This is a genomic window from Fusibacter bizertensis, assembly GCF_029914245.1.
Taxonomy (GTDB): domain Bacteria; phylum Bacillota; class Clostridia; order Peptostreptococcales; family Acidaminobacteraceae; genus Fusibacter_C; species Fusibacter_C bizertensis.
On record NZ_JARYZI010000020.1, the window covers coordinates 1 to 20349 of the forward strand.

At 35.5% G+C, this 20349-nt stretch carries 19 protein-coding genes; 1 reads left to right on the forward strand and 18 read right to left on the reverse strand.

All coding sequences use genetic code 11. From position 1 onward, the window contains the following. The 12 genes from QE109_RS17155 to QE109_RS17210 form a co-directional block, all read right to left on the reverse strand. The coding region (locus QE109_RS17155) for a GTP-binding protein (RefSeq protein WP_281095775.1) at window positions 1-503 on the reverse strand (503 nt) is incomplete at its 3' end. Between the two features lie 79 nt (window positions 504-582). After that, window positions 583-1215, reverse strand: coding sequence for an RNA polymerase sporulation sigma factor SigH (sigH, locus tag QE109_RS17160; protein WP_281095776.1), 633 nt, complete (start codon window positions 1213-1215; stop codon window positions 583-585). 178 nt (window positions 1216-1393) lie between these two features. Next, window positions 1394-2131: a 23S rRNA (guanosine(2251)-2'-O)-methyltransferase RlmB gene (rlmB, locus tag QE109_RS17165; protein ID WP_281095777.1), complete on the reverse strand. Its 738-nt coding sequence runs from the start codon at window positions 2129-2131 to the stop codon at window positions 1394-1396. Between the two features lie 19 nt (window positions 2132-2150). Then, window positions 2151-2909 carry an FAD-dependent thymidylate synthase gene (thyX, locus tag QE109_RS17170; RefSeq protein ID WP_281095778.1) on the reverse strand — a complete coding sequence of 253 codons (759 nt, stop codon included), beginning with the start codon at window positions 2907-2909 and terminating at the stop codon, window positions 2151-2153. A 38-nt stretch (window positions 2910-2947) separates the two neighbouring features. Beyond that, the gene (locus QE109_RS17175; RefSeq protein ID WP_281095779.1) at window positions 2948-3244 is read right to left on the reverse strand and encodes a hypothetical protein; all 297 of its coding nucleotides are present in this window, start codon (window positions 3242-3244) and stop codon (window positions 2948-2950) included. After that, entirely contained in the window at window positions 3222-3704 is a 483-nt protein-coding gene (locus QE109_RS17180; RefSeq protein WP_281095780.1) for a Mini-ribonuclease 3, read from the reverse strand. Before QE109_RS17180 ends, QE109_RS17175 begins: the two co-directional genes overlap by 23 nt. A gap of 90 nt (window positions 3705-3794) precedes the next feature. Continuing rightward, window positions 3795-5282 (reverse strand): glutamate--tRNA ligase, encoded by a 1488-nt coding sequence (gltX, locus tag QE109_RS17185; RefSeq protein WP_281095781.1) that lies wholly within the window; start codon window positions 5280-5282, stop codon window positions 3795-3797. 29 nt (window positions 5283-5311) lie between these two features. Further along, window positions 5312-5569, reverse strand: coding sequence for a cysteine-rich small domain-containing protein (locus QE109_RS17190; RefSeq protein WP_281095782.1), 258 nt, complete (start codon window positions 5567-5569; stop codon window positions 5312-5314). A 12-nt stretch (window positions 5570-5581) separates the two neighbouring features. Next, window positions 5582-6055, reverse strand: a complete 474-nt coding sequence (gene ispF, locus QE109_RS17195) for a 2-C-methyl-D-erythritol 2,4-cyclodiphosphate synthase (RefSeq protein WP_281095783.1) — start codon at window positions 6053-6055, stop codon at window positions 5582-5584. Next, entirely contained in the window at window positions 6052-6786 is a 735-nt protein-coding gene (gene ispD, locus QE109_RS17200; protein WP_281095784.1) for a 2-C-methyl-D-erythritol 4-phosphate cytidylyltransferase, read from the reverse strand. Before ispD ends, ispF begins: the two co-directional genes overlap by 4 nt. A gap of 103 nt (window positions 6787-6889) precedes the next feature. Then, window positions 6890-7990: a PIN/TRAM domain-containing protein gene (locus QE109_RS17205; protein WP_281095785.1), complete on the reverse strand. Its 1101-nt coding sequence runs from the start codon at window positions 7988-7990 to the stop codon at window positions 6890-6892. 113 nt (window positions 7991-8103) lie between these two features. Next, the gene (locus tag QE109_RS17210) at window positions 8104-8586 is read right to left on the reverse strand and encodes a CarD family transcriptional regulator (RefSeq protein WP_281095786.1); all 483 of its coding nucleotides are present in this window, start codon (window positions 8584-8586) and stop codon (window positions 8104-8106) included. 207 nt (window positions 8587-8793) lie between these two features. Between QE109_RS17210 and QE109_RS17215 the strand changes: the two genes are divergently transcribed. Further along, window positions 8794-9189 carry a nucleoside triphosphate pyrophosphohydrolase family protein gene (locus QE109_RS17215; RefSeq protein WP_281095787.1) on the forward strand — a complete coding sequence of 132 codons (396 nt, stop codon included), beginning with the start codon at window positions 8794-8796 and terminating at the stop codon, window positions 9187-9189. A gap of 32 nt (window positions 9190-9221) precedes the next feature. Here the strand turns inward: QE109_RS17215 and radA are convergent, their stop codons facing one another. The 6 genes from radA to QE109_RS17245 form a co-directional block, all read right to left on the reverse strand. Continuing rightward, the gene (gene radA, locus QE109_RS17220) at window positions 9222-10580 is read right to left on the reverse strand and encodes a DNA repair protein RadA (RefSeq protein ID WP_281095788.1); all 1359 of its coding nucleotides are present in this window, start codon (window positions 10578-10580) and stop codon (window positions 9222-9224) included. A 1-nt stretch (window position 10581) separates the two neighbouring features. After that, window positions 10582-13023 carry an ATP-dependent Clp protease ATP-binding subunit gene (locus QE109_RS17225; protein WP_281095789.1) on the reverse strand — a complete coding sequence of 814 codons (2442 nt, stop codon included), beginning with the start codon at window positions 13021-13023 and terminating at the stop codon, window positions 10582-10584. A gap of 159 nt (window positions 13024-13182) precedes the next feature. Next, window positions 13183-15261, reverse strand: a complete 2079-nt coding sequence (gene fusA, locus QE109_RS17230) for an elongation factor G (protein ID WP_281095790.1) — start codon at window positions 15259-15261, stop codon at window positions 13183-13185. Between the two features lie 179 nt (window positions 15262-15440). Further along, entirely contained in the window at window positions 15441-17792 is a 2352-nt protein-coding gene (nrdJ, locus tag QE109_RS17235; RefSeq protein WP_281095791.1) for a ribonucleoside-triphosphate reductase, adenosylcobalamin-dependent, read from the reverse strand. A 251-nt stretch (window positions 17793-18043) separates the two neighbouring features. Continuing rightward, window positions 18044-19345 carry a glucose-6-phosphate isomerase gene (locus QE109_RS17240; RefSeq protein WP_281095792.1) on the reverse strand — a complete coding sequence of 434 codons (1302 nt, stop codon included), beginning with the start codon at window positions 19343-19345 and terminating at the stop codon, window positions 18044-18046. Window positions 19346-19369: 24 nt separating this feature from the next. Further along, window positions 19370-20317, reverse strand: coding sequence for an ROK family protein (locus QE109_RS17245; protein WP_281095793.1), 948 nt, complete (start codon window positions 20315-20317; stop codon window positions 19370-19372). Window positions 20318-20349 lie beyond the last annotated feature (32 nt).

Here is a 20349-nt window from a genome sequence, read left to right on the forward strand (position 1 = left end):
TCATCGCCTGGGAAATCATATTGAGAAAGAAGATCTCTTACTTCCATTTCAACAAGTTCTAATAACTCGTCATCATCTACCATGTCGCATTTGTTTAAGAATACTACGATATATGGAACGCCTACTTGTCTTGAAAGAAGGATATGCTCTCTTGTTTGTGGCATTGGACCATCAGCTGCAGATACAACTAAGATCGAACCATCCATTTGTGCAGCTCCTGTGATCATGTTTTTTACGTAGTCAGCATGGCCTGGACAGTCAACGTGAGCGTAGTGTCTTGCAGGTGTTTCATACTCAACGTGAGCTGTAGAGATAGTGATACCTCTTTCTCTTTCTTCTGGTGCTTTATCGATGTTATCGAAATCTACTTTTTGACCTAAAGCGTATTTTTCAAATAATACCTTTGTGATTGCTGCTGTTAATGTTGTTTTACCGTGGTCAACGTGACCGATTGTTCCAATATTACAATGTGGTTTGTTTCTTTCAAACTTTTGCTTTGCCATTGTTAATTTCCTCCCTTGAATAATAAATGATGTATTACGTTAACAAATGCTTTTTCTGCACTGTTAATAACCCCAATTGCTAATTGCTGTTCACTAAATATTTTTCCAATTTTTTCTTTACGCGCTGTAGTGCATTGTCAACAGATTTTACATGTTTATTCATTTCTAAAGAAATTTCTTGATATGATTTTCCTTCAAGATATGCATTCAAAACTTTCCACTCTAAATCGCTTAAGACTTCACCCATTTTTTCTTCTATTCGACTCAACTCTTCACGCCTAATCACCAAATGTTCTGGATTTAACTCTTTACTATTATTTGACATGACATCGTAAAGTGTACGATCAGATTCATCATCAAACACAGGTTTATTAAGTGAGACATAGGAATTCAAAGGAATATGTTTTTGCCTCGTGGCTGTTTTAATAGCAGTAATAATCTGACGTTTAATGCAAAGTTCTGCAAACGATTTAAAAGATGAAACTTTATCTGGCTGATAGTCTCGCATAGCTTTGAAAAGACCGATCATGCCTTCTTGAACGATATCTTCTCGATCAGCACCAATTAAGAAATAAGACCGCGCTTTAGACCTGACAAAATTCTTATACTTTTTTATCAGTAATTCTTGAGCCTTTGGATCTCCTTTTCGCGCCTGTTCAACGATAAACTCTTCTTCAAGATGGTCCTCGTGCAGCGTATCAACTAACTCCATCCTTGGTGTCCTCCTATTTAGCGTGAAAAGAGTACTATTTTTTGCCAATTCATAGAAACATTATATATTATACACATTCAGCACGTCAAGTAGCCATCAAGTCTTGATTCATGAGAATTTCAAAAGAAAAAAATCCTTATTTTTTTCCAAATCAATTTCAAATATTTCGCATGAAAATTCACTTCTTAATATTACGTTGTCTAATCACTTCGTACATCACTATACTGCCTGCAACAGCAGCATTTAATGAGCTGACTTGACCCATCATAGGCAAAGATACCATCAGATCACAACTTTCTTTTACTAATCTACTGATACCGTCCCCTTCGTTACCTATAACAAGCGCTACACTACCTGTTAAATTAGCATCATAATAAAGTGGCGCATCCATATCTGTACCAATAACCCATACACCTAATGTTTTTAATTGCTTGATCGTCTGTGTAATGTTAGTTACTCTAGCAACAGGTACATACTCAACAGCACCACAAGAGGTTTTAACAACCGTTTGGTTAATTGCCGCACTTCTCCTCTTAGGAATTATAACGCCGTGCGCACCTACCGCATTAGCTGTTCTAATAATACTCCCCAGGTTATGCGGATCAGTAATTTCGTCACAAATAATCAACAAGGGATCTTCGTTTTTATCTTTAGCAAATTGAAGCAATTCTTCTACTTCATAATAATGGTATGGTGAAACATACGCAATTACACCTTGGTGATTTTCACCTTCACTAATTTTATCCATCAGTTTACGTTCGACAAATTGAATCAATATCTGTTTTTCACGAGCAGCATTAATGACCTTTTGTAAATTTTTATCTTTGGATCCTTCTAATACAAGCAGCTTGTTTATTTCATGACCAGCGTTTACTGCTTCCAAAATAGGATTTCTTCCATATATTATATCTTCCATATTAAATACCTCTAGTTTCTTAAAGTTCAGTATACTTTTGGCGTACCGCCTCGATTTTACCACAAGTCATTTTACCTTCCGGACATGGTCCTGTGATGCATTTGGGGCCTGCACCTTCGAACAAGGTTGGTGCAACTGCCTTGACTGTTTTCAAAAGTTCATCAGCAAGCGCTCTTATTTCCCACTGTGCACGAGTACAGCATCTGTGGTTAAAAAAATTAATAAGGCTCCTTGCATTCATGGTCATTACAATTTTAGTTTCACACGCATTTGGAAAAACAAATCGAGCATCTTCAATTGCTGACTTTTCTGCAGAGGCTTTTGCCTTCTTAGCTGACATACCCGCTTCAAGATTCTTGATATTATACTCTGCTTCAAGTAAATCTACGAGTTTAGAATAGACTTCTTGATCATCTTCCATCGCTTTAACAAAGATTGCTTTAGCTTTTGGCGAACTTTCAATTGCAGGTGGAACGATGTATTCAAACTGATCTAGCTTTACATAGCGCTGTGATTGTTGTGAATAAGATGCAATTCTATGCCTAACCAATTGATGCGTAAGCACACGGCTAACACCTTCTATTGCAAAAGTAAAACTCACATGTTCAAGTGGAGAATAATGACCAAAATCCATTAATTTTCCCAGAAAAGCTGTTGTTTGTTGCTCCTCTAAATTAGACATAATATCATCTGCGCCTGATTGAGAATAGCATAATTTTGCAGCTGCTGCTACAACTTTTTCTGGGTCAGGTGTATAAGCAATTAAATTTATAGTCATTCTTCTTCTCCTTCTCACTTTTTCTTTTATTTGTGAATTCAATCGGTATATTCATCTCCAAATGGCAATAATCCCAGTACGTACTTTCGAAGATGATAACGTGTTGCTGATTCTTTCACATCGACATCTACTACACGTACTGTAAGTAATCCCCATTCATATACTTTATCATTAAACTCTGAATCAATATATTCTTGCGCAAGTTGCTTATCTGCTTCATTTTCAAATTCATAGGCATCAAAAGCTACCGACTTAATAATCAATGACAATAATAATATCACTGTTATTATGATTAAAACGAGATCCTTAACACTAATTTTCTTTTTGATTTGCATCGTTATTTTTCTCACTTTCAATTGTGATTTTTTCTATCGGATTTTCGAGAAAATGAATTCCCATGGTTACAATTTCAATAAGACGCTCTTCTCTTCCTAATAGATATAGATAACCTATCAGCGCTTCAAATCCAGTAGCATATTTGTAATCACTTAATAATGCATTTTTAGGGACTGTTGCAGATTTTTGATTCCGCCCTCTTTTCACCAAGGACCATTCTTCATCTGTTAACGCCTCTTTAATTCCCATAACCAACTTTGCCTGCGATGAAGCTTTTACATATTTGATTGCCTTCTTAGACATCTCATGAGGTGTCAAAACAACTTCGTTAATCAAATAATTTCTGATATAAACTTCAAATAAGGCATCACCTAGATATGCTAGCTTTAAAGGGTTCATCATTCGAACAGTTGGTTCTTCCAAAGAATTCAGCCCCATTTGCTCTAAAAATCTGTCCATAATTTGCTCTCGCTTTCTTAAAGAATCTTGCACTTCATCTAATTACAGTTAAAACCCGGAAGGTATCACTTGACCCTCCGAGTTTTAACATTAGTTACAATGATTTGCTAAACAAAACTCGATTCTTTCTTTTGTCAATTCTTTACCTAAAATTTCTGTTACAATTGCAATATCTGGTCCATGTACTTGACCTGTAATTGCAACTCTCGCTGGCATGAAAAGGTTTTTTCCTTTATATCCAGTTTCTTTTTGAATCTCTTTCAGAATCGCCTTTACTGCATCCGCATCTAGTTTTTCAACTCGCATCATCTTCTCAATAAACAGATTCATAATTTCAGGTACGTGGTCTAAGGCTATTATTTCACGTGCTTCATCATCTTCAAGTTCAACATCATGCCTTGTAAAGAAAGTATAATAAGACTTAACATCTTCAAGTTTGTCAAATCTTTCTCTAAGAACTTCTACGATTCTTTTTAATTCAGTATATTTTTCATCAAAATTATCTTCAGTTGCAAACCCACTTTCTATCAAATAGGGTTTACAAAGTCCTGTCAACACATCTAAATCAGCACTTTTAATATAATGATTATTCATCCAATTTAATTTGTCTAAATCAAAAACACCACTTGATTTAGAAACACGTTCAAAAGAGAATTTTTCAATCATATCAGCCATAGACATTATTTCCTGTCCATCTTCTGGCGACCAACCCACTAGAGCAATATAGTTAATCAGTGCTTCTGGCAAATAACCTTTTTGTCTAAAATCTTCTACAGCTACCGAGCCTTCTCGTTTACTTAGTTTTTTCTTTGTATGACTAAGGATCACTGGCAAATGTACGAACTCGGGTGCATCCCAACCAAAAGCTTCATAAGTATACACATGTTTTGGCGTCGAGATTAGCCACTCATCACCTCGTACGACATGTGTAATTCCCATGTAATGATCATCAACAACAACTGCCATATGGTAAGTTGGAAAACCATCAGTTTTCATGAGTACTTGATCATCCAAATCATTGGTATTAACTGAAACATGCCCTTTTATAGCATCATTAAACTCTATAACTCTATCCACTGGTAACTTAAGTCTAATTACATGATCTTCACCAGCTTGTAACTTAGCATTGATTTCGTCAGTTGTAAGCGTTTTACAATGTCCATCATATTTAGGCGTTGCACCTTCTGACTTTTGTTTTTCTCTTACTGATTCCAATCTTTCTTTTGAGCAAAAACAATAATATGCATGACCACTTTCCACTAACTCCAGTGCATGTTTTTTATATATTTCTAGTCTATTTGATTGAATATAAGGACCAAAATCACCTTTTTCTACAATACCATCATTTATCTCATTTAACATAGGGCCTTCATCATGTGTAACACCAGCCCATGTCAAAGATTTAATAATACCTTCAATCGCATCTTCAACTAATCTAGTTTGATCCGTATCTTCTATCCTTAAAAGGTATGTACCCTCTTGTTGCTTAGCATATAAAAAGTTATATAAAGCAGTTCTCAAACCACCTATGTGCACATAGCCCGTAGGACTTGGTGCAAATCTCAATCTCGGTTTCATTTAATACCTCCTGTATTCGCCCTATTATACTAAAAATCTGAACCTCTTTCAATGACTACCTTCATATGTCCCATGATATACTCATAGCTATTTTCATCATGAGGTTTCGTGCAACCACTACAATCTTTAATACCATGGTTAATTTTAAAATCACCACCGCATTCATCTTTAAGCAGATAAAGTGGACAATAGCAGAATAGGCAATTAAACTTCTCCTGTTCTACGCCTTTATGACACGGAAAATACTCACACTTTTGATTTTGATTAAACTTATAATTTTCGCTCATCTCATCCTCCATTTATTCATGTAACAGCAATACAATAGCCTGACTTGAAATTCCTTGTTCAAGACCTTCAAATCCAAGCCTTTCTGTTGTTGTCGCCTTAATATTAATTTGACTTTGATCGCATTTTAGAATATCACTAAAATTTTGTTTCATTTGACCAAGATAGGGGGCTAATTTAGGCTTTTGCGCAACGATCGTACAATCAATATTACCAATTTTATATCCCCTTTGCTTCATTGTGTCATAAACTTTTTCTAGCAAAATGAGACTTGATACATCTTTATAAAGCTCAGAAGTATCCGGAAAGTGCTTTCCTATATCTCCCTCACCCAGCGCGCCAAGTATTGCATCCATAACCGCATGCGTGAGCACATCAGCATCAGAGTGCCCTAACAATCCAAAATAGTGTGGTATTTCAACGCCACCTAAAATCAATAGACGTTCTTCCACCAACTGATGCACATCGTATCCAATCCCTACTCTCATCTCAATACCTCTAAACTTTTCATATACCGATCTATCAAAACATCAGCCAAGATAAGATCATATGGCTCAGTGATTTTGATATTACTTCGATCACTCTCAAATATTCCTACTGAATTTCCCATAGTTTCTAATAAAGCAGCATCATCTGTCACTGCAATATTTTGCTGGGTAGCACTATAATGTGCATCGACAAGTTCTTTGTATCTGAAAATTTGTGGTGTCTGCACCGCCCAAATTTTCTCACGATCAACAGTAGATTCAATTACTTCTGCTAAATTTACACTTTTTAGTGTATCAGTAACTTTAACACCGGCAATAATGCCATAAAGTACAGGCGTCTCAATTAATTTTTTCAAAGCAGTTTCAGTTTTCACAATGGGGATAAAAGGTCTGACACCATCGTGTACAATCACATATTCAGTATCATTGCCAGATGCTTTTAATCCATTTAAGACTGATTGTTGTCGCGTTTCACCGCCAGGAATTACCATAATCTTTCTAGTAGTATCAAATAACCACTCGCTAATTTTTTCTTTAACGTCCACTACGTCTTCTGATGGAACAATAACGAAAAGTTCATCCCAATATGATATTTTATTCAGATGTTCTAAAGTCCACCTCAATATCTCTTTTTCTCGTAATAATAGATACTGTTTTCTAACGTTTCCACCCATTCTAGTACCAGCTCCCGCAGTTGGTAATAGAATTGTGACTTTTTTATCTAAATACATATTAAGCTCCACTTTATCATGACTTCGTCATTTATTATATCAAAAAAAAGGCCTTGGTGCGACTGAATCGTACCGAGACCCTTTGAATGTAATAATTTGTAATTTACAGTGGCTTAGATTTCGCAAATATCATCTTGCCTGCTGCTGTTTGAAGTACACTTGTAACAATGACTTGGATATTTTCATTCATAAATTTTCGTCCATCTTCGACAACAATCATCGTTCCATCGTCTAGATAAGAAACACCTTGATTTGACTCCTTACCTTCTTTAATAATCTGAACCAACATTTCTTCACCTGGTAAAACAACAGGTTTCACCGCATTGGCAAGCTCGTTGATATTCAAAATCATAATATCTTGTAGCGACGCAACTTTATTTAAGTTATAATCATTCGTTACGATGCTACCATTCATTTTTTGGGCAAGTTTTATCAACTTCACATCAACTTCAGAAACATCTTCAAAATCTTGATCCACAATACGAACAACAATTGGCAAATCACGCTGAATAATCTTTAGAATATCTAATCCACGTCTGCCTCTATTACGTTTAAGAGCATCAGAAGAATCAGCTATATGTCTGAGTTCACTAAGTACAAATTCAGGTATAATTATCTCACCTTCGATAAAACCAGTCTTGCAAATATCTGCAATTCGACCGTCAATGATAACACTTGTGTCTAATATTTTGGGTTTTGCTTGTGTACTTGATGGGTTTGCTTTTGAATTTTTGGTTGGCGTTATTTTTTTAGCCCAATCAGATAACTTAGGTTGATCTTTGACATTCTTTTGGGCAAGCGAAATTCCAAGATATCCAAAAAAAATAAAAGTTAATATTTTTAATGCGCTTGCAACCATTGGGATAGGAATGATCTCGTATAAACCACTAATTAAAAATGCAATAATAAGTCCAAAAATTAATCCTATAAGTCCAAATAAAAAATCTTGCTGTGGGATTTTTTCAAGCTCAACTTGAACTACCTGAGCCATTTTTTTCCCAAATCGTATTAAAATCTTTGAAGCAAAGTATGAAACTGCTGCTCCTAAAAGTCCTAAAAATAGGGGCGTAACGATTAGATATACAACTCTTTGCAAATTGAATATATGATATTCAAAAAGAGGATCTACCAATCGAAGTCCTAAAGCAACACCAGTACTAAGGCCAATAAAGGTGATTATGTACTTGATGAGTTTTTCGATCATCTCCAACCTCCTTCCACATAAAATTGAGCATCCCGAGGATGCTCTAGATTATTTGTGCATATCACTGCACTATTTGATTGTAACACAGTGAAGGTTAAAGATAAACCCCAACATTAGTGGCTTCCAATAGTTGAATTCACCAACGAAACGACATCTTCTTCTTTAAGATCTTTTGACAATGTAAGCTCACTGATCAAAATTTGTTTTGAGTTGTTCAACATCTTGCGTTCGCCTGTAGATAATCCTTTTTCCCGATCTAAAATTTCTAAATTTCTTACCACAGTTGCCACTTCGAAGATATCACCAGTTTTTACTTTTTCTAAGTTAGCTCTGTATCTTCTGTTCCAATTATCTGGCATAACTTCTTTATTTTGAGCTAATATGTCCATTACATCGTTAAAAATGCCCTTGTCAACTACACGGCGTACGCCTAAATTTTCAGCATTAGCCGTTGGAATCATGACTTTCATATTCTTGATTGGTAGTTTCAAGATATAAAACTCTTTATCAGCACCCATTAACTCCTTGAACTCAATGGCCTCAATGACCCCTGCACCGTGCATAGGGTATACAATTTTATCTCCTACTTTAAACATTAACGACCTCCATGCAGCCTATTTTATATTAATTATACACTATTTTTCAATAAAATTCAACAATCTTATATTTTACTATCAGACTATTCTAATGTCAACAATATTTTATAAGTCGTAAATATTTCTTAAAAACTTTTAGTTTACCGCCTTTTATGGTAGAATGATTTTATAAAATTACATGGTAGCACAACTTATTTAGGAGGCTATATGAAAGATGTCATTTATGATGAGTTTCAAAACAAGGTAGACGAGGTCTTGATTCGCCACGCAAACCTATTAGATATACTTAGTAAAATGGGAGATGCCGCATCAAAAACCAATCGTGCCGTAGTTAAGTCCATAACCAATTGCGGTTGTGTCGAACTTAATGTTGCAAAAGTTGATATCCCTGAGGACTTATCTTATGAGGCGCTAAAAGAGTTTAAATCTGAGCACCTTCAAGGAAAACCTTGTCCTGCATGCAGAGAAAAAATCGAAGATGAACTTGGAAAGCTAGAATTTTATATTGCTGCACTATGTAATACACTTGACATCAATCTTTACGATGTTATTCTCAAAGAATATAAAAACATCAGCACACTTGGCAGATACAGTTTATATTAAAACTAAGGACCGTTCATTGAACGGTCCTTTTTTTATAAGAAGTATTTTAGCATTTCTTCTATGTGTTTGAGCCCAATCACAGTAAACTCCGCCGGCCTAACTAACCCTTCAAGATTATCATGGGGGATAATGGCCTTTTTAAAGCCCATCTTAGCCGCCTCGTTGATTCTTTGTTGGACTTGGTTAACTGGCCTAATCTCTCCCGTTAAGCCTACCTCACCAAATATAATCATGTCATTCGGGACAACTACATCTCTATGACTTGATGCAATCGCCATCACAATAGCAAGATCTGCTGATGGTTCGTCAATACTTACACCACCCACTATATTAAGATAAATATCTTGTTCATAAAGAGACATACCTACTTTTTTTTCTAAAACCGCTGTAAGTAAAACAAGTTTGTTGTAATCAATCCCGATAGCCATGCGCTTTGGAATGTTGTAGTTAGTATGCGAAACAAGACACTGCATTTCTACTAAGACAGTTCTTGTTCCTTCAAGTGCTGGTACAACAATTGATCCTGGCATATTGATCTGTGATCCTGACAAAAATATCTTAGACGGATTGTCTACTTCTTTAAGTCCAGTTCCAGTCATTTCAAAAACACCAATTTCATTGGTTGACCCAAATCTGTTTTTAACAGCACGTAAAATTCTAAATAAATTATGTCCCTCACCTTCAAAATACAATACGGTATCAACCATATGCTCCAGAATTTTAGGCCCTGCAATTGCACCTTGCTTTGTGACATGACCAACTAGGAACGTACAAACACCGTATTTTTTTGCAATATTCATAAACTGATTAGTTGCTTCTCGCACTTGACTTACACTACCAGGTGCAGAAACAACTTCCGTATTATAAACCGTTTGAATTGAATCCACTATAAGAACTTCGGGTTTTAATTGTTCAACATGAAATTTAATCCGTTCCATATTGTTTTCTGATACGATATAAAGCGAATCACTATCTACTGACAACCTCTGCGCTCTGAGTTTTGTTTGCTTAACAGACTCTTCACCAGATACATATAGAACCAGTCTTCCTTGAGCTGAGAGATTACTTGCAACTTGAAGCAACAAAGTTGATTTTCCTATTCCTGGATCTCCACCAACAAGGATTAAAGACCCTTTTACAAGTCCTCCACCAAGCACAATATCTAATTCATTCATTTTTGTAGAATAGCGTTCTTCTTTATCAAAGGCAACATCTTTAATCTTTTGAGGTTTAGAATCTCCTCCAATGTTAAGAGATTGCGTCTTCTCATTTTTCACCTCTATTTCTTCAACAAAAGTATTCCAAGCGCCACACTCTATGCATTTTCCAAGCCATTTTGGAGAAACAGCACCACATGCTTGACAAACATACTTAGTTTTGGTTTTTGACATACTACACCCCTCTCAACTTTATGGCGTCATCTACTACGAATACTTCTACATTTTCAAGCATCTCATCATCTATCATCAACTCAGCAAGCGGATCTTTTATCAACTTGTCAATTGCTCTTTTTATAGGTCTAGCACCATATGTTTCTGAATAGCTCTGTTTTGCAATAGTTTCAGCAACATCAGTCAAATAAATAAGGTTTATTCCGCGATTGTTTAACATCAGACGTAGTTCTTCTAATTGGTGAGTCACAATAACCGTAATGGCACTAATATCTAAATTATTGAACACAATAATTTCATCAATTCTATTGATAAATTCTGGTTTGAAATGTTTTTTACAAGCTTCTCTTAGTCTTGATTCTCGCTCTATTATTGCATCACTTTTTACAAATCCAACTTGTTTTGCTAGTATATCATCAGTGCCTAGATTTGAAGTCAAAATCACAAGCGTATTTCTAAAATCATGCGTTCTACCGCGACCATCTTTCAAAGTGCCTTCATCCATAATTTGCAGTAAAATATTGGTAATTTCCGGATGTGCTTTTTCAACTTCATCAAAAACAATTACAGAAAAAGGCATCTGTGATACAGCATTTGTGAGAATTCCACCTTCTTTAGTGCCTTCATAGCCGGGGGGTGATCCGATAAGTTTTGCGATCGAATGCCTTTCCATATACTCAGTCATATCAAGTTTAATTAGGTTCTTATCACTTCCAAAATAGAGATCTGCAATCGTCTTAGCAAGTTCCGTCTTCCCTACACCAGTAGGTCCAACAAAGAGAAAGCTCCCAAGCGGTTTAGCATTTTCTTTTATTCCAACTCTAAAACGCTTTAGCGCTTTTGATACATATGCAATCGCATCGTCTTGTCCAATAACACGCTCTGAAAGCAGTACCTCTAGGTTTTTAAGTCGTTCTTTATCATGTGACGACAGCTTATGGACAGGAACTCGAGCCCAATCTGATACTACTATTTCTATATCGCTTTCATCTACTACTAAAACAGAGGTATGCATGATATTTTTTGCAAGCTGATTACGTTCTATATGTTCAAGTATTCTTTTTTCCTCTTTTTGAATCTTGGAAGCTTCTTCAAAATTAAGTTCCAAAATATAAGTTTCTTTTTCAGATTTAAGTTGTGATAATCTATATTTAATCTCCTCAACGATTTCCATTGTTTTTAGATTATCACTTCTTTTTCTAGAACACGCCTCATCAATAATGTCTATTGCTTTATCTGGCAATTTTCGATCTCTAATATACCGTTCCGATAGTTCAATTGCACTTATTACCGCTTGATCTGTAATGACAACATGGTGATGTACTTCATAATACCCTTTGATGCGCTTTAAAATGTCAATCGTCTCTTCAACAGTTGGTTCCTCTACGTTAACAAGCATAAGTCTTCTTGCTATAGCATGATCAGTTTCAATATACTTTTGAAAATCTGAGTAAGTTGTTGCACCGATAATTCTAATTTGACCTGTTGTTAAAAGTGGTTTAAGCATTGAAAATGCATCCATTGCTTTATCGCCAGTAGCTCCTACACCAACCAGCGTATGAATTTCATCAAAAAAGGCAACAATGTTGTTACTAGAAGTCAATACTTTTATGAGCTCATTCATCCTTTCTTCAAATTGCCCACGGTACATTGTACCCGAGACAAGTGCGCCAACATTAATTTCATATATTTTAACATCTCTCAAATCATGGGGCACATCTCCACTGGCAATCCTTCTAGCTAATCCTTTTACAATTTGAGTTTTCCCAACACCTGGCTCACCTATTAAACAAGGGTTGTTTTTAGATTTGCGTGTTAAAATCTGAATAAGACGGTCTATCTCACGCGTGCGTCCTATCGTTATCTCATCCGGTTGGTCTTTAACGAGCTCCGTAAGGTCAGTTCCAATTAATTTTAAGATGCCCTTATCTAAAGCTTCATAGTCCTCATCAAAATCTAGGACTTTTATATCAAATGCCTTAGTTTTATTTGCTTTGATCAAATTTGATGTATCTTCAATATGCGTATTATAATCATTTGCTATTTTAGAAAGGTCTAGACTTAATTTAGATAATACCTTATAACCAATTGACTGTTTATCTGCAATGATACTCATAAAAATATGTTCTGGTAAAATCTCTCCATTATTAGATCTAAGTGCATACGAATGGCTTCTTTCAAGGCATTCCTTAGCCCTCAATGTATAATCCACAATACCATCAAACACTGGCGTCTCACCTATCAATTTGATGAGTTCAAGTCTAATATCTTTCGGCGTTACTCTATAATACATGAAAGTTTCACTAACTTTAGTCCCTTTAATTAAGGATAAGCCCAGCAGTATATGCTCCGTCCCTATAAAACGATGACCTAAATCTCTTGCTTCTGTAAAAGCAAAATTAATGACATCATTGGCAATTTCGTTGAAATTATACTCTAGCATAACTACCTCCTCTCCATCCCATATAGTTTACCAATTATTATGTATAATGAAAAGACCCAGCTATAAAAGCCAGGTCTTCCCCCCATTCCTCATCTCTATACCATCTACTCTTATTTCTGTTTACAAAACAAGTTAGTAGTTAAGAAATATCTATGCTAATTACTTCTCATTATCTTTCTTTACTTGTTCGATAATTTTTAGTGCTATTTGCATCGGAACTTCTTCGTATCTTTCAACACTCATATTAAACCAGCCTCTTGCTTGAGTCATTGATCGCAAATCCGTTGCATAAGCAAACATCTCTGATTGTGGCGCCTCAGCAATTACCTTTTGGTAACCTGATTCATTTGGTTCCATTCCTAAAATTCTACCTCTTCTTCGGTTCATATCTCCCATGATATCGCCCATATACTCATCAGGAATATATATTTCAACATGCGTTATCGGTTCAAGCAGTATAGGTTGCGCCTGTTCCATACCTTTTTTAAAGGCTAAGTGAGCAGCTAGTTTAAATGCCATCTCAGAAGAGTCTACAGGGTGATATGAGCCATCAAGTAATGTAGCTTTTAAATTAACAACTTGACAACCTGCCAAAACACCATGTTCTAATGATTCTTGAATACCCTTTTCAACAGCAGGGATGTATTGTCTTGGTACAGATCCACCAAATATTTTTTCTTCGAAAATAAACGGTTCATTACATGGCTCAAACTTCACGTGGATATCACCATATTGTCCTGCACCACCAGATTGTTTTTTATGCTTTCCTTGTACTGTAGCGACGCCTTTGATTGTTTCTCTATAGGCAATTTTAGGGTCCTCTAAAGTCACTTCTACACCAAATAGATTTTTAAGTTTTGATGTGATTACTTGAACTTGCATTGAACCTTGTCCACCGAGTAAAGTCTGTCTAGTCTCTTTGTTTCTCTCGAGTACAAAAGAAGGATCTTCTTCCGTTAATCTATGAAGTGAAGAATGTATCTTTTCTTCATCGCCCTTAGATTTAGGTTCAATCGCCATAAACAAAGCGGGTCTTGGCATATTGATTCCAGTGTATTTAATCGGATGGTCTTTATCACATAAAGTATCACCGGTTTCTGTGTGTTGTAGTTTTGCAGTAGCACCTATATCGCCTGCAATAACCTTATCAACTTCTAATTGCTCTTTACCCCTTAATAAGAATAAAGAGGTAATTCTTTCTTTTTCATCTTTAGAAGCATTGATAATCTCCATATCTTTCTTAGCTGTACCTGAATAGACTTTAAATAACGAAATTTTTCCCACAAATGGGTCAACAATTGTCTTAAATACAAATGCAGAGAACGGTTCATTATCATCAAGAACACGATCAATCGCTTCTTCAGTATCTGGATTAGTGCCTTTATAGACACCATCGTTCATTTCTTTTGGTGTTGGAAAATAATCATAGATCATATTCATCATAGTATGAATACCAATTCTCTTCTCAGCTGAACCAACTAACACAGGAACAATATCACCTGCAATCACACCTTGTCTGAGGCCTTCATGTATTTCTTCATTGGTAAAGGTCTCACCCTCAAAGTATTTCATCATAAGTTCTTCATCGCTTTCAGCAACAGCTTCAATTAGCCAATCTCTAATTGGTTTAACTTTTGCTTCCATATCTTTAGGAATAGGAGCATCTACACACTGTGTACCATTAAATTCTCTACCAATTTGGTCTACTACATTGACAAAACCTTTAAAATCTCCGCCTTCTCCAATTGGAATACAAAACGGCGCTATTTTTTTACCAAAAGTATCTTTTAGCTCTTTTAAAACCTTTACATAATTTACATTTTCTTTATCCATCTTATTTAAAAATATTATCTTAGGCATATTTCTCTTTTCAGTGAAATTCCAAGCCTTTTCTGTTCCTACCTCAATTCCAGAAGAAGCATCCACCATAATAACAGCACCACCAGAAACTCTAAGAGCACTTAATGTTTCACCCACAAAGTCAAAATACCCCGGTGTATCTAAAAAGTTGTATTTATGGTCATTCCACTCTATTGGAATTAATGAAGTGCCAATACTAAATTTTCTATTGATTTCTTCTTTATCATAATCTGAAACTGTATTACCATCGTCTACTTTCCCCATCCTTGTTGTCACATTTGTTGTATATAACAAAGCTTCAGTTAAAGTTGTTTTTCCACTTCCTCCATGTCCTAAGAATGCAACGTTCCTTATTTTGTCAACTGCATAGTTTTTCATTCGAAATTCTCCTCTCAAGTTGGATTTGTTTGAATTTTTGCACTATTTGTAATATTCTCTATTTTATCATTATTTCCTGCAAGAGTTGAAAAAAAACAATAAAAAACAGTAATAAATCGTATTTATGTATAAAATTTAGCAAAAAAACTGACCTTGATAATATCAAGGTCAGTTAAAGGTTATCTTACTGGACAAGCACCTGTGTCACATCCATCAGAACCTATATCTAATTCAACTTCTTCTTTTTCATATTTTGTAATAAGTGATGGTCTAAATGGTTTCATCTCAATTACGCGTTTCGTATATTCTTCTTCACTGATTGCCTCATAAGGCATCAATTGATAGAAGCTATCTTCAAGTGGTAAGAAAGATAACGCAACTGTATCATCCCAATTATTGTATACCCATTCTTCTACTATTTCCCACTCTTCTGGTCTAACCGAAACAGTGATTGAACAGTTGTGATCCACATAATGTTCCATGAACATTTTGTATGTTTCAAGCTGCTCAATAGCAGAGACATCATATTTTGTTTTGCCAACTGGTGCTTTTACAGGAAATTCAACCACTTTCGTTGTACAAGTTTCTAATTCTTGGCCCACTTCTGGAAGTACTGGGTATCCAAGTTCTTCACAAACTTTAACCAAAGGATCGTGTGAATTAATTCTTACACGTCTGATATAGTATGGTGAATGAGAATGATGAACACCACTTGAAACTACAGGCAATTGAGACAATGTGCCTTCAGGTTTAACTGTAGTAACGAGAACTGGTACGCCTCCGCCAAGTTCAGCAGAATACATCTCAGCTTCTTTCTTAGCAGCATCTCTTAACATTTTAAGCAAGTTAGCTTGCTCATCTTTGTTAAGTTTAGTTGCATTGATCATATCCATCCAACCTGTCAACGAGCAACCAAGGAGTTTATCTCTTTGTTGAACATTATTCCACATTGGTAATTCAAGCTCAACACAAGTCATCCTATAACTTGCTCTAGCAGATAATCTTTGTGCCTTTAACAAGCCTTGGATGTCAAGTTTATTGTTTTCATCAACAAAAGCAAATACATTTATTGTTGTTAAATTACAAAGCCCTTTATTATCGAGTAAAATTTCACCACATGGATTAACACCATTAAAATTAGGTCTTCTTTTTGCACCTGCAACCTCATTGACCCAACCTGGTTCGCCAGAATATCTCATGCGTTCTAGCTGCCATTTAAGTTTTTCTCTTGTAGGTTTTTCTTTATAGTAAATTGAATTATTACTCATTTGTCGATGTAGAATTTCTTCGTTTACAATCCATTTTCCATCTTCCATCGTATAAAGCTTAGATTTTGCTTCGATACATTCTTGATCATCTGCATCTACAAGCACAATTTCTGCAGTTCTTCTTACGCCACCTACAACTACATTTTCTCCGATTACATTGGCAATATCAAGACAATCGATTGGTCTAAGTTTTACGAGTTTAGATTCAGTTAAAATACCTGCTTTCTTAACAACTCTATCGATTTTATAGAACATATTTTTCAGACTAGTATGACCACTTGCTGTACCACCAAACGTTCTTAACTTCTCACCTTTAGGTCTTACATGATCATAATCAATTATAATAGTCTTAATGTTACGGTATTCGTTGCTATGAATTAATTGCATAAAGAAGTCTAAAGACTGAACCCAACCTTCTTTAGAATCTCCAATTGTAATTTTTACTGTATTATTATAGAAAAATTCAAGACTAGTATTGTCTTCTCTTTCACTTTTAGACAATGGTGAATAATCTTTATGAACCACTTCAAAATCAGTTCTTACTCTTGGTAGTTGAGAAACATCATCTTTTAAAATTCTGACACCAACACCCGATCCAATCATCAACAAATAAAAAATATCTTTAAATGCGCTGAAGTTATTAACAATTTGGAAACTGCAGTTATAGTTCGCCATTGGATAATGCTTTGCAACTGAAGTTCCGCCTACCCAAAATGTTCTTCCTGATAAAAATTGTCTAAGATGGAATATATTATCGAATAACTCTTCCGCTTCAGATCTATTAGTTTTAGTGATTGTACAGTTATATTCTACCGCTCTTCTAACTGTTTCCCACCAGTATTCTCTTCTTTTTTCTTCTGGTAACCATCTAGAATAAGTTCTATAGTATACAAAGTCACCTAGCTGTTGCATCGGAGAATTCATATGCTTGTATTTACTGATAAAATCATCTGTTAATAGTCTATGATCTTCCTTTTTACGAGTGATGCGCGTACTATCTTTTTCATTTCTGTAAATTATGTACTTCTTAGCAGCATCTTTTCTTGGGCTTTCCATCAATAACTCTTCAACCATGTCTTGAATCTCATCAACCGAAATTGGGACATCTCTTTTTTCTGAAGCTTCAACAATTTGTTCTCCAATTGCTTCAGAAAGTGGTTTGTCGAGGCCAAGTGTAGTTTCTTGCATAGCTTTTTCAATCGCTCTAACAATTTTACCAACTTCGAAATCGACTACAGCGCCGTCTCTTTTAACAACTTTCATGTTCACACCCCTCTTAATTACACTATTTAATATTTTCAATACTATATTTAGTATTTTTTACGTTTAACTCACCTATATATGGTGTGGGCTACATAAAATATTTTAGCACTCAATATTATAACTGTCTATCTAAATACAGCAAAAAAACATGAAAAAAAAGGAGAAAAAACTATTGCTTTTTCTCCTTTGTTATACTAGATATTGTGATTTAGGACAAAAGTACTAACTATATATAGACCCTAAGAAGAGGGTTACTTTTTGCCCAATAAACGGAACATATTTTTCTTATAAGCTTCAACACCAGGTTGATCAAAAGGATTGACACCCAAAACATATCCACTAATACCACATGCTTTCATAAAGAAATACATCAATTTTCCTAAATTGTAAGCATCTTTCTTCTCTATACTAACCACGAGATTTGGTACATTACCATCAACATGCGCTTCAAGTGTTCCTTTAAAAGCATTCTCATTTACATAACTCATCGTCTTGCCTGCAAGGTAGTTAAGACCATCTAGATCATTTTCTTCAAGCTCTAACACGACGTCTTTTTCAAAATTTTCCACTCTTACTACTGTTTCAAATACATGACGAGGTCCATCTTGAATCATCTGGCCCATTGAATGTAGATCTGTTGTGTTGTTCATTTTTGTCGGGAACAATCCCTTTCCGTCTTTACCTTCACTCTCACCATATAATTGCATCCACCATTCAGCCAAGAAAGCCATAGATGGTTCGTAATTTACTAATACTTCAATTGCTTTGCCTTTATTGTAAAGTACATTTCTCAAAATTGCATATTGATAACAAGGATTCTCGTCGATATTCTCAACTGAAAATTCTTTTTGTCCATCTGCAGCACCTTGCATAAAAGCATCGATATCAATACCAGCTGTAGCGATCGGTAAAAGTCCAACAGGTGTGATTACAGAATATCTTCCACCTACATTAGCTGGTATTACGAAAGTCTCGTAGCCATTTGCAGTAGACAGTGCTCGTAACGCGCCATTTTTAGCATCAGTTGTAGCAAAGATTCTTTTAACTGCTTCTTCTTTACCGTATTTTGCTTCAAGTGCTTTCTTTAACACTCTAAAAGCAATTGCTGGTTCAGTTGTCGTACCAGATTTCGAGATTACATTGATACACACAGATTCATTTTCTATCATTTCAAGTAAATCCGTCAAATAAGTACCGCTAATTTGATGTCCTGCAAAATAAATCTTTGCAGTCTTTCTTTTTTCTTTTGGAAGTTCATTATAAAAACTGTGTGTTAGTGCATCAATGACAGTTTTAGCACCAAGGTATGAACCGCCAATTCCAATAACAATTAGCACATCAGCCATTGCATTAATTCTTTGAGCCGCATCTTTAATGCGTTCAAATTCTGCTTTATCATAAGATGTTGGATAATCAAGCCATCCAATATAATCATTACCGGCACCGTTTCCAGCATGAAGTGTTTGATGTGCCGCTTGAATCATCGGTTTTAAATATTCATATTCATGTGATTTAGTAAGTGCATTTTCAAAATCAAATTTAATTTTACCCATTATTATAATCCTTTCTAAAAAGACCTATTGATGGATCATCGCATACATCGCTGCACCAATAATACCCGCATCGTTTTTGAATTTAGCAATTTCTACTTTAGCAACTGGTGAAGCCTTGAAGTATTTAAGCGCATCTAAAGCAGTGTTAACTTTTTGAATTAAGAAGTCACCCGCCATAGAAATTCCGCCACCAAGCAATATAATCTCAGGATCTATCGTGCATACAATATTCATAATACCTATGCTCAAATATTTCACCAATCGATCAACAACTTGATTTGCTACAACATCACCTTTTTTAGCAGCATCGAAGATAACTTCACCGGTAATCTTATCTAAATCACCGCCTACCGCATGAAACATAGATGACGCGCTTCCTTGTGTTATCAAATGCTTTGCATAGTGAATGATTGCAGTTGATGAAGCAAAAGTTTCCAGACAACCATTTCTACCACAATTACATGTGTAAAGACCTTCGCCAATGAGCATATGACCAAGTTCAGAACCTATCCCATGATGACCTGAAACGACTTTCCCATCAATGAGAACGCCACCGCCAACACCAGTTCCAAGTGTCAATATCACTGCATCGTTATACTTACCTGCTTGAGCGACTTGAAATTCAGCCACACCAGCAACTGTGGCATCATTATCGATATAAATAGGTAGTGTTGTTTTCTCAGCCAACTTCTCTCTTAATGGTACATTATACCAATTTAAGTTTACACATACTAAAACTTCTCCGGTATGTGGATCAGATATACCCGGAATGCCAATGCCTATTCCCATAACTTCACTGTCTGTATTGTTCCGATCTATCAATACTTGAATAACATTATAAATGTCTTCAATTACTAAATCGCTTCCTCTTTCACGGCCAGTGGGAATTGAATGTTTAAACAGAATCTCTCCTTTATCATTCACCAATCCGCCAGCTATATTTGTACCACCCAAATCGATACCAATGTACATTGCTGCCTCCTAATAGAATAATTCATCCACTA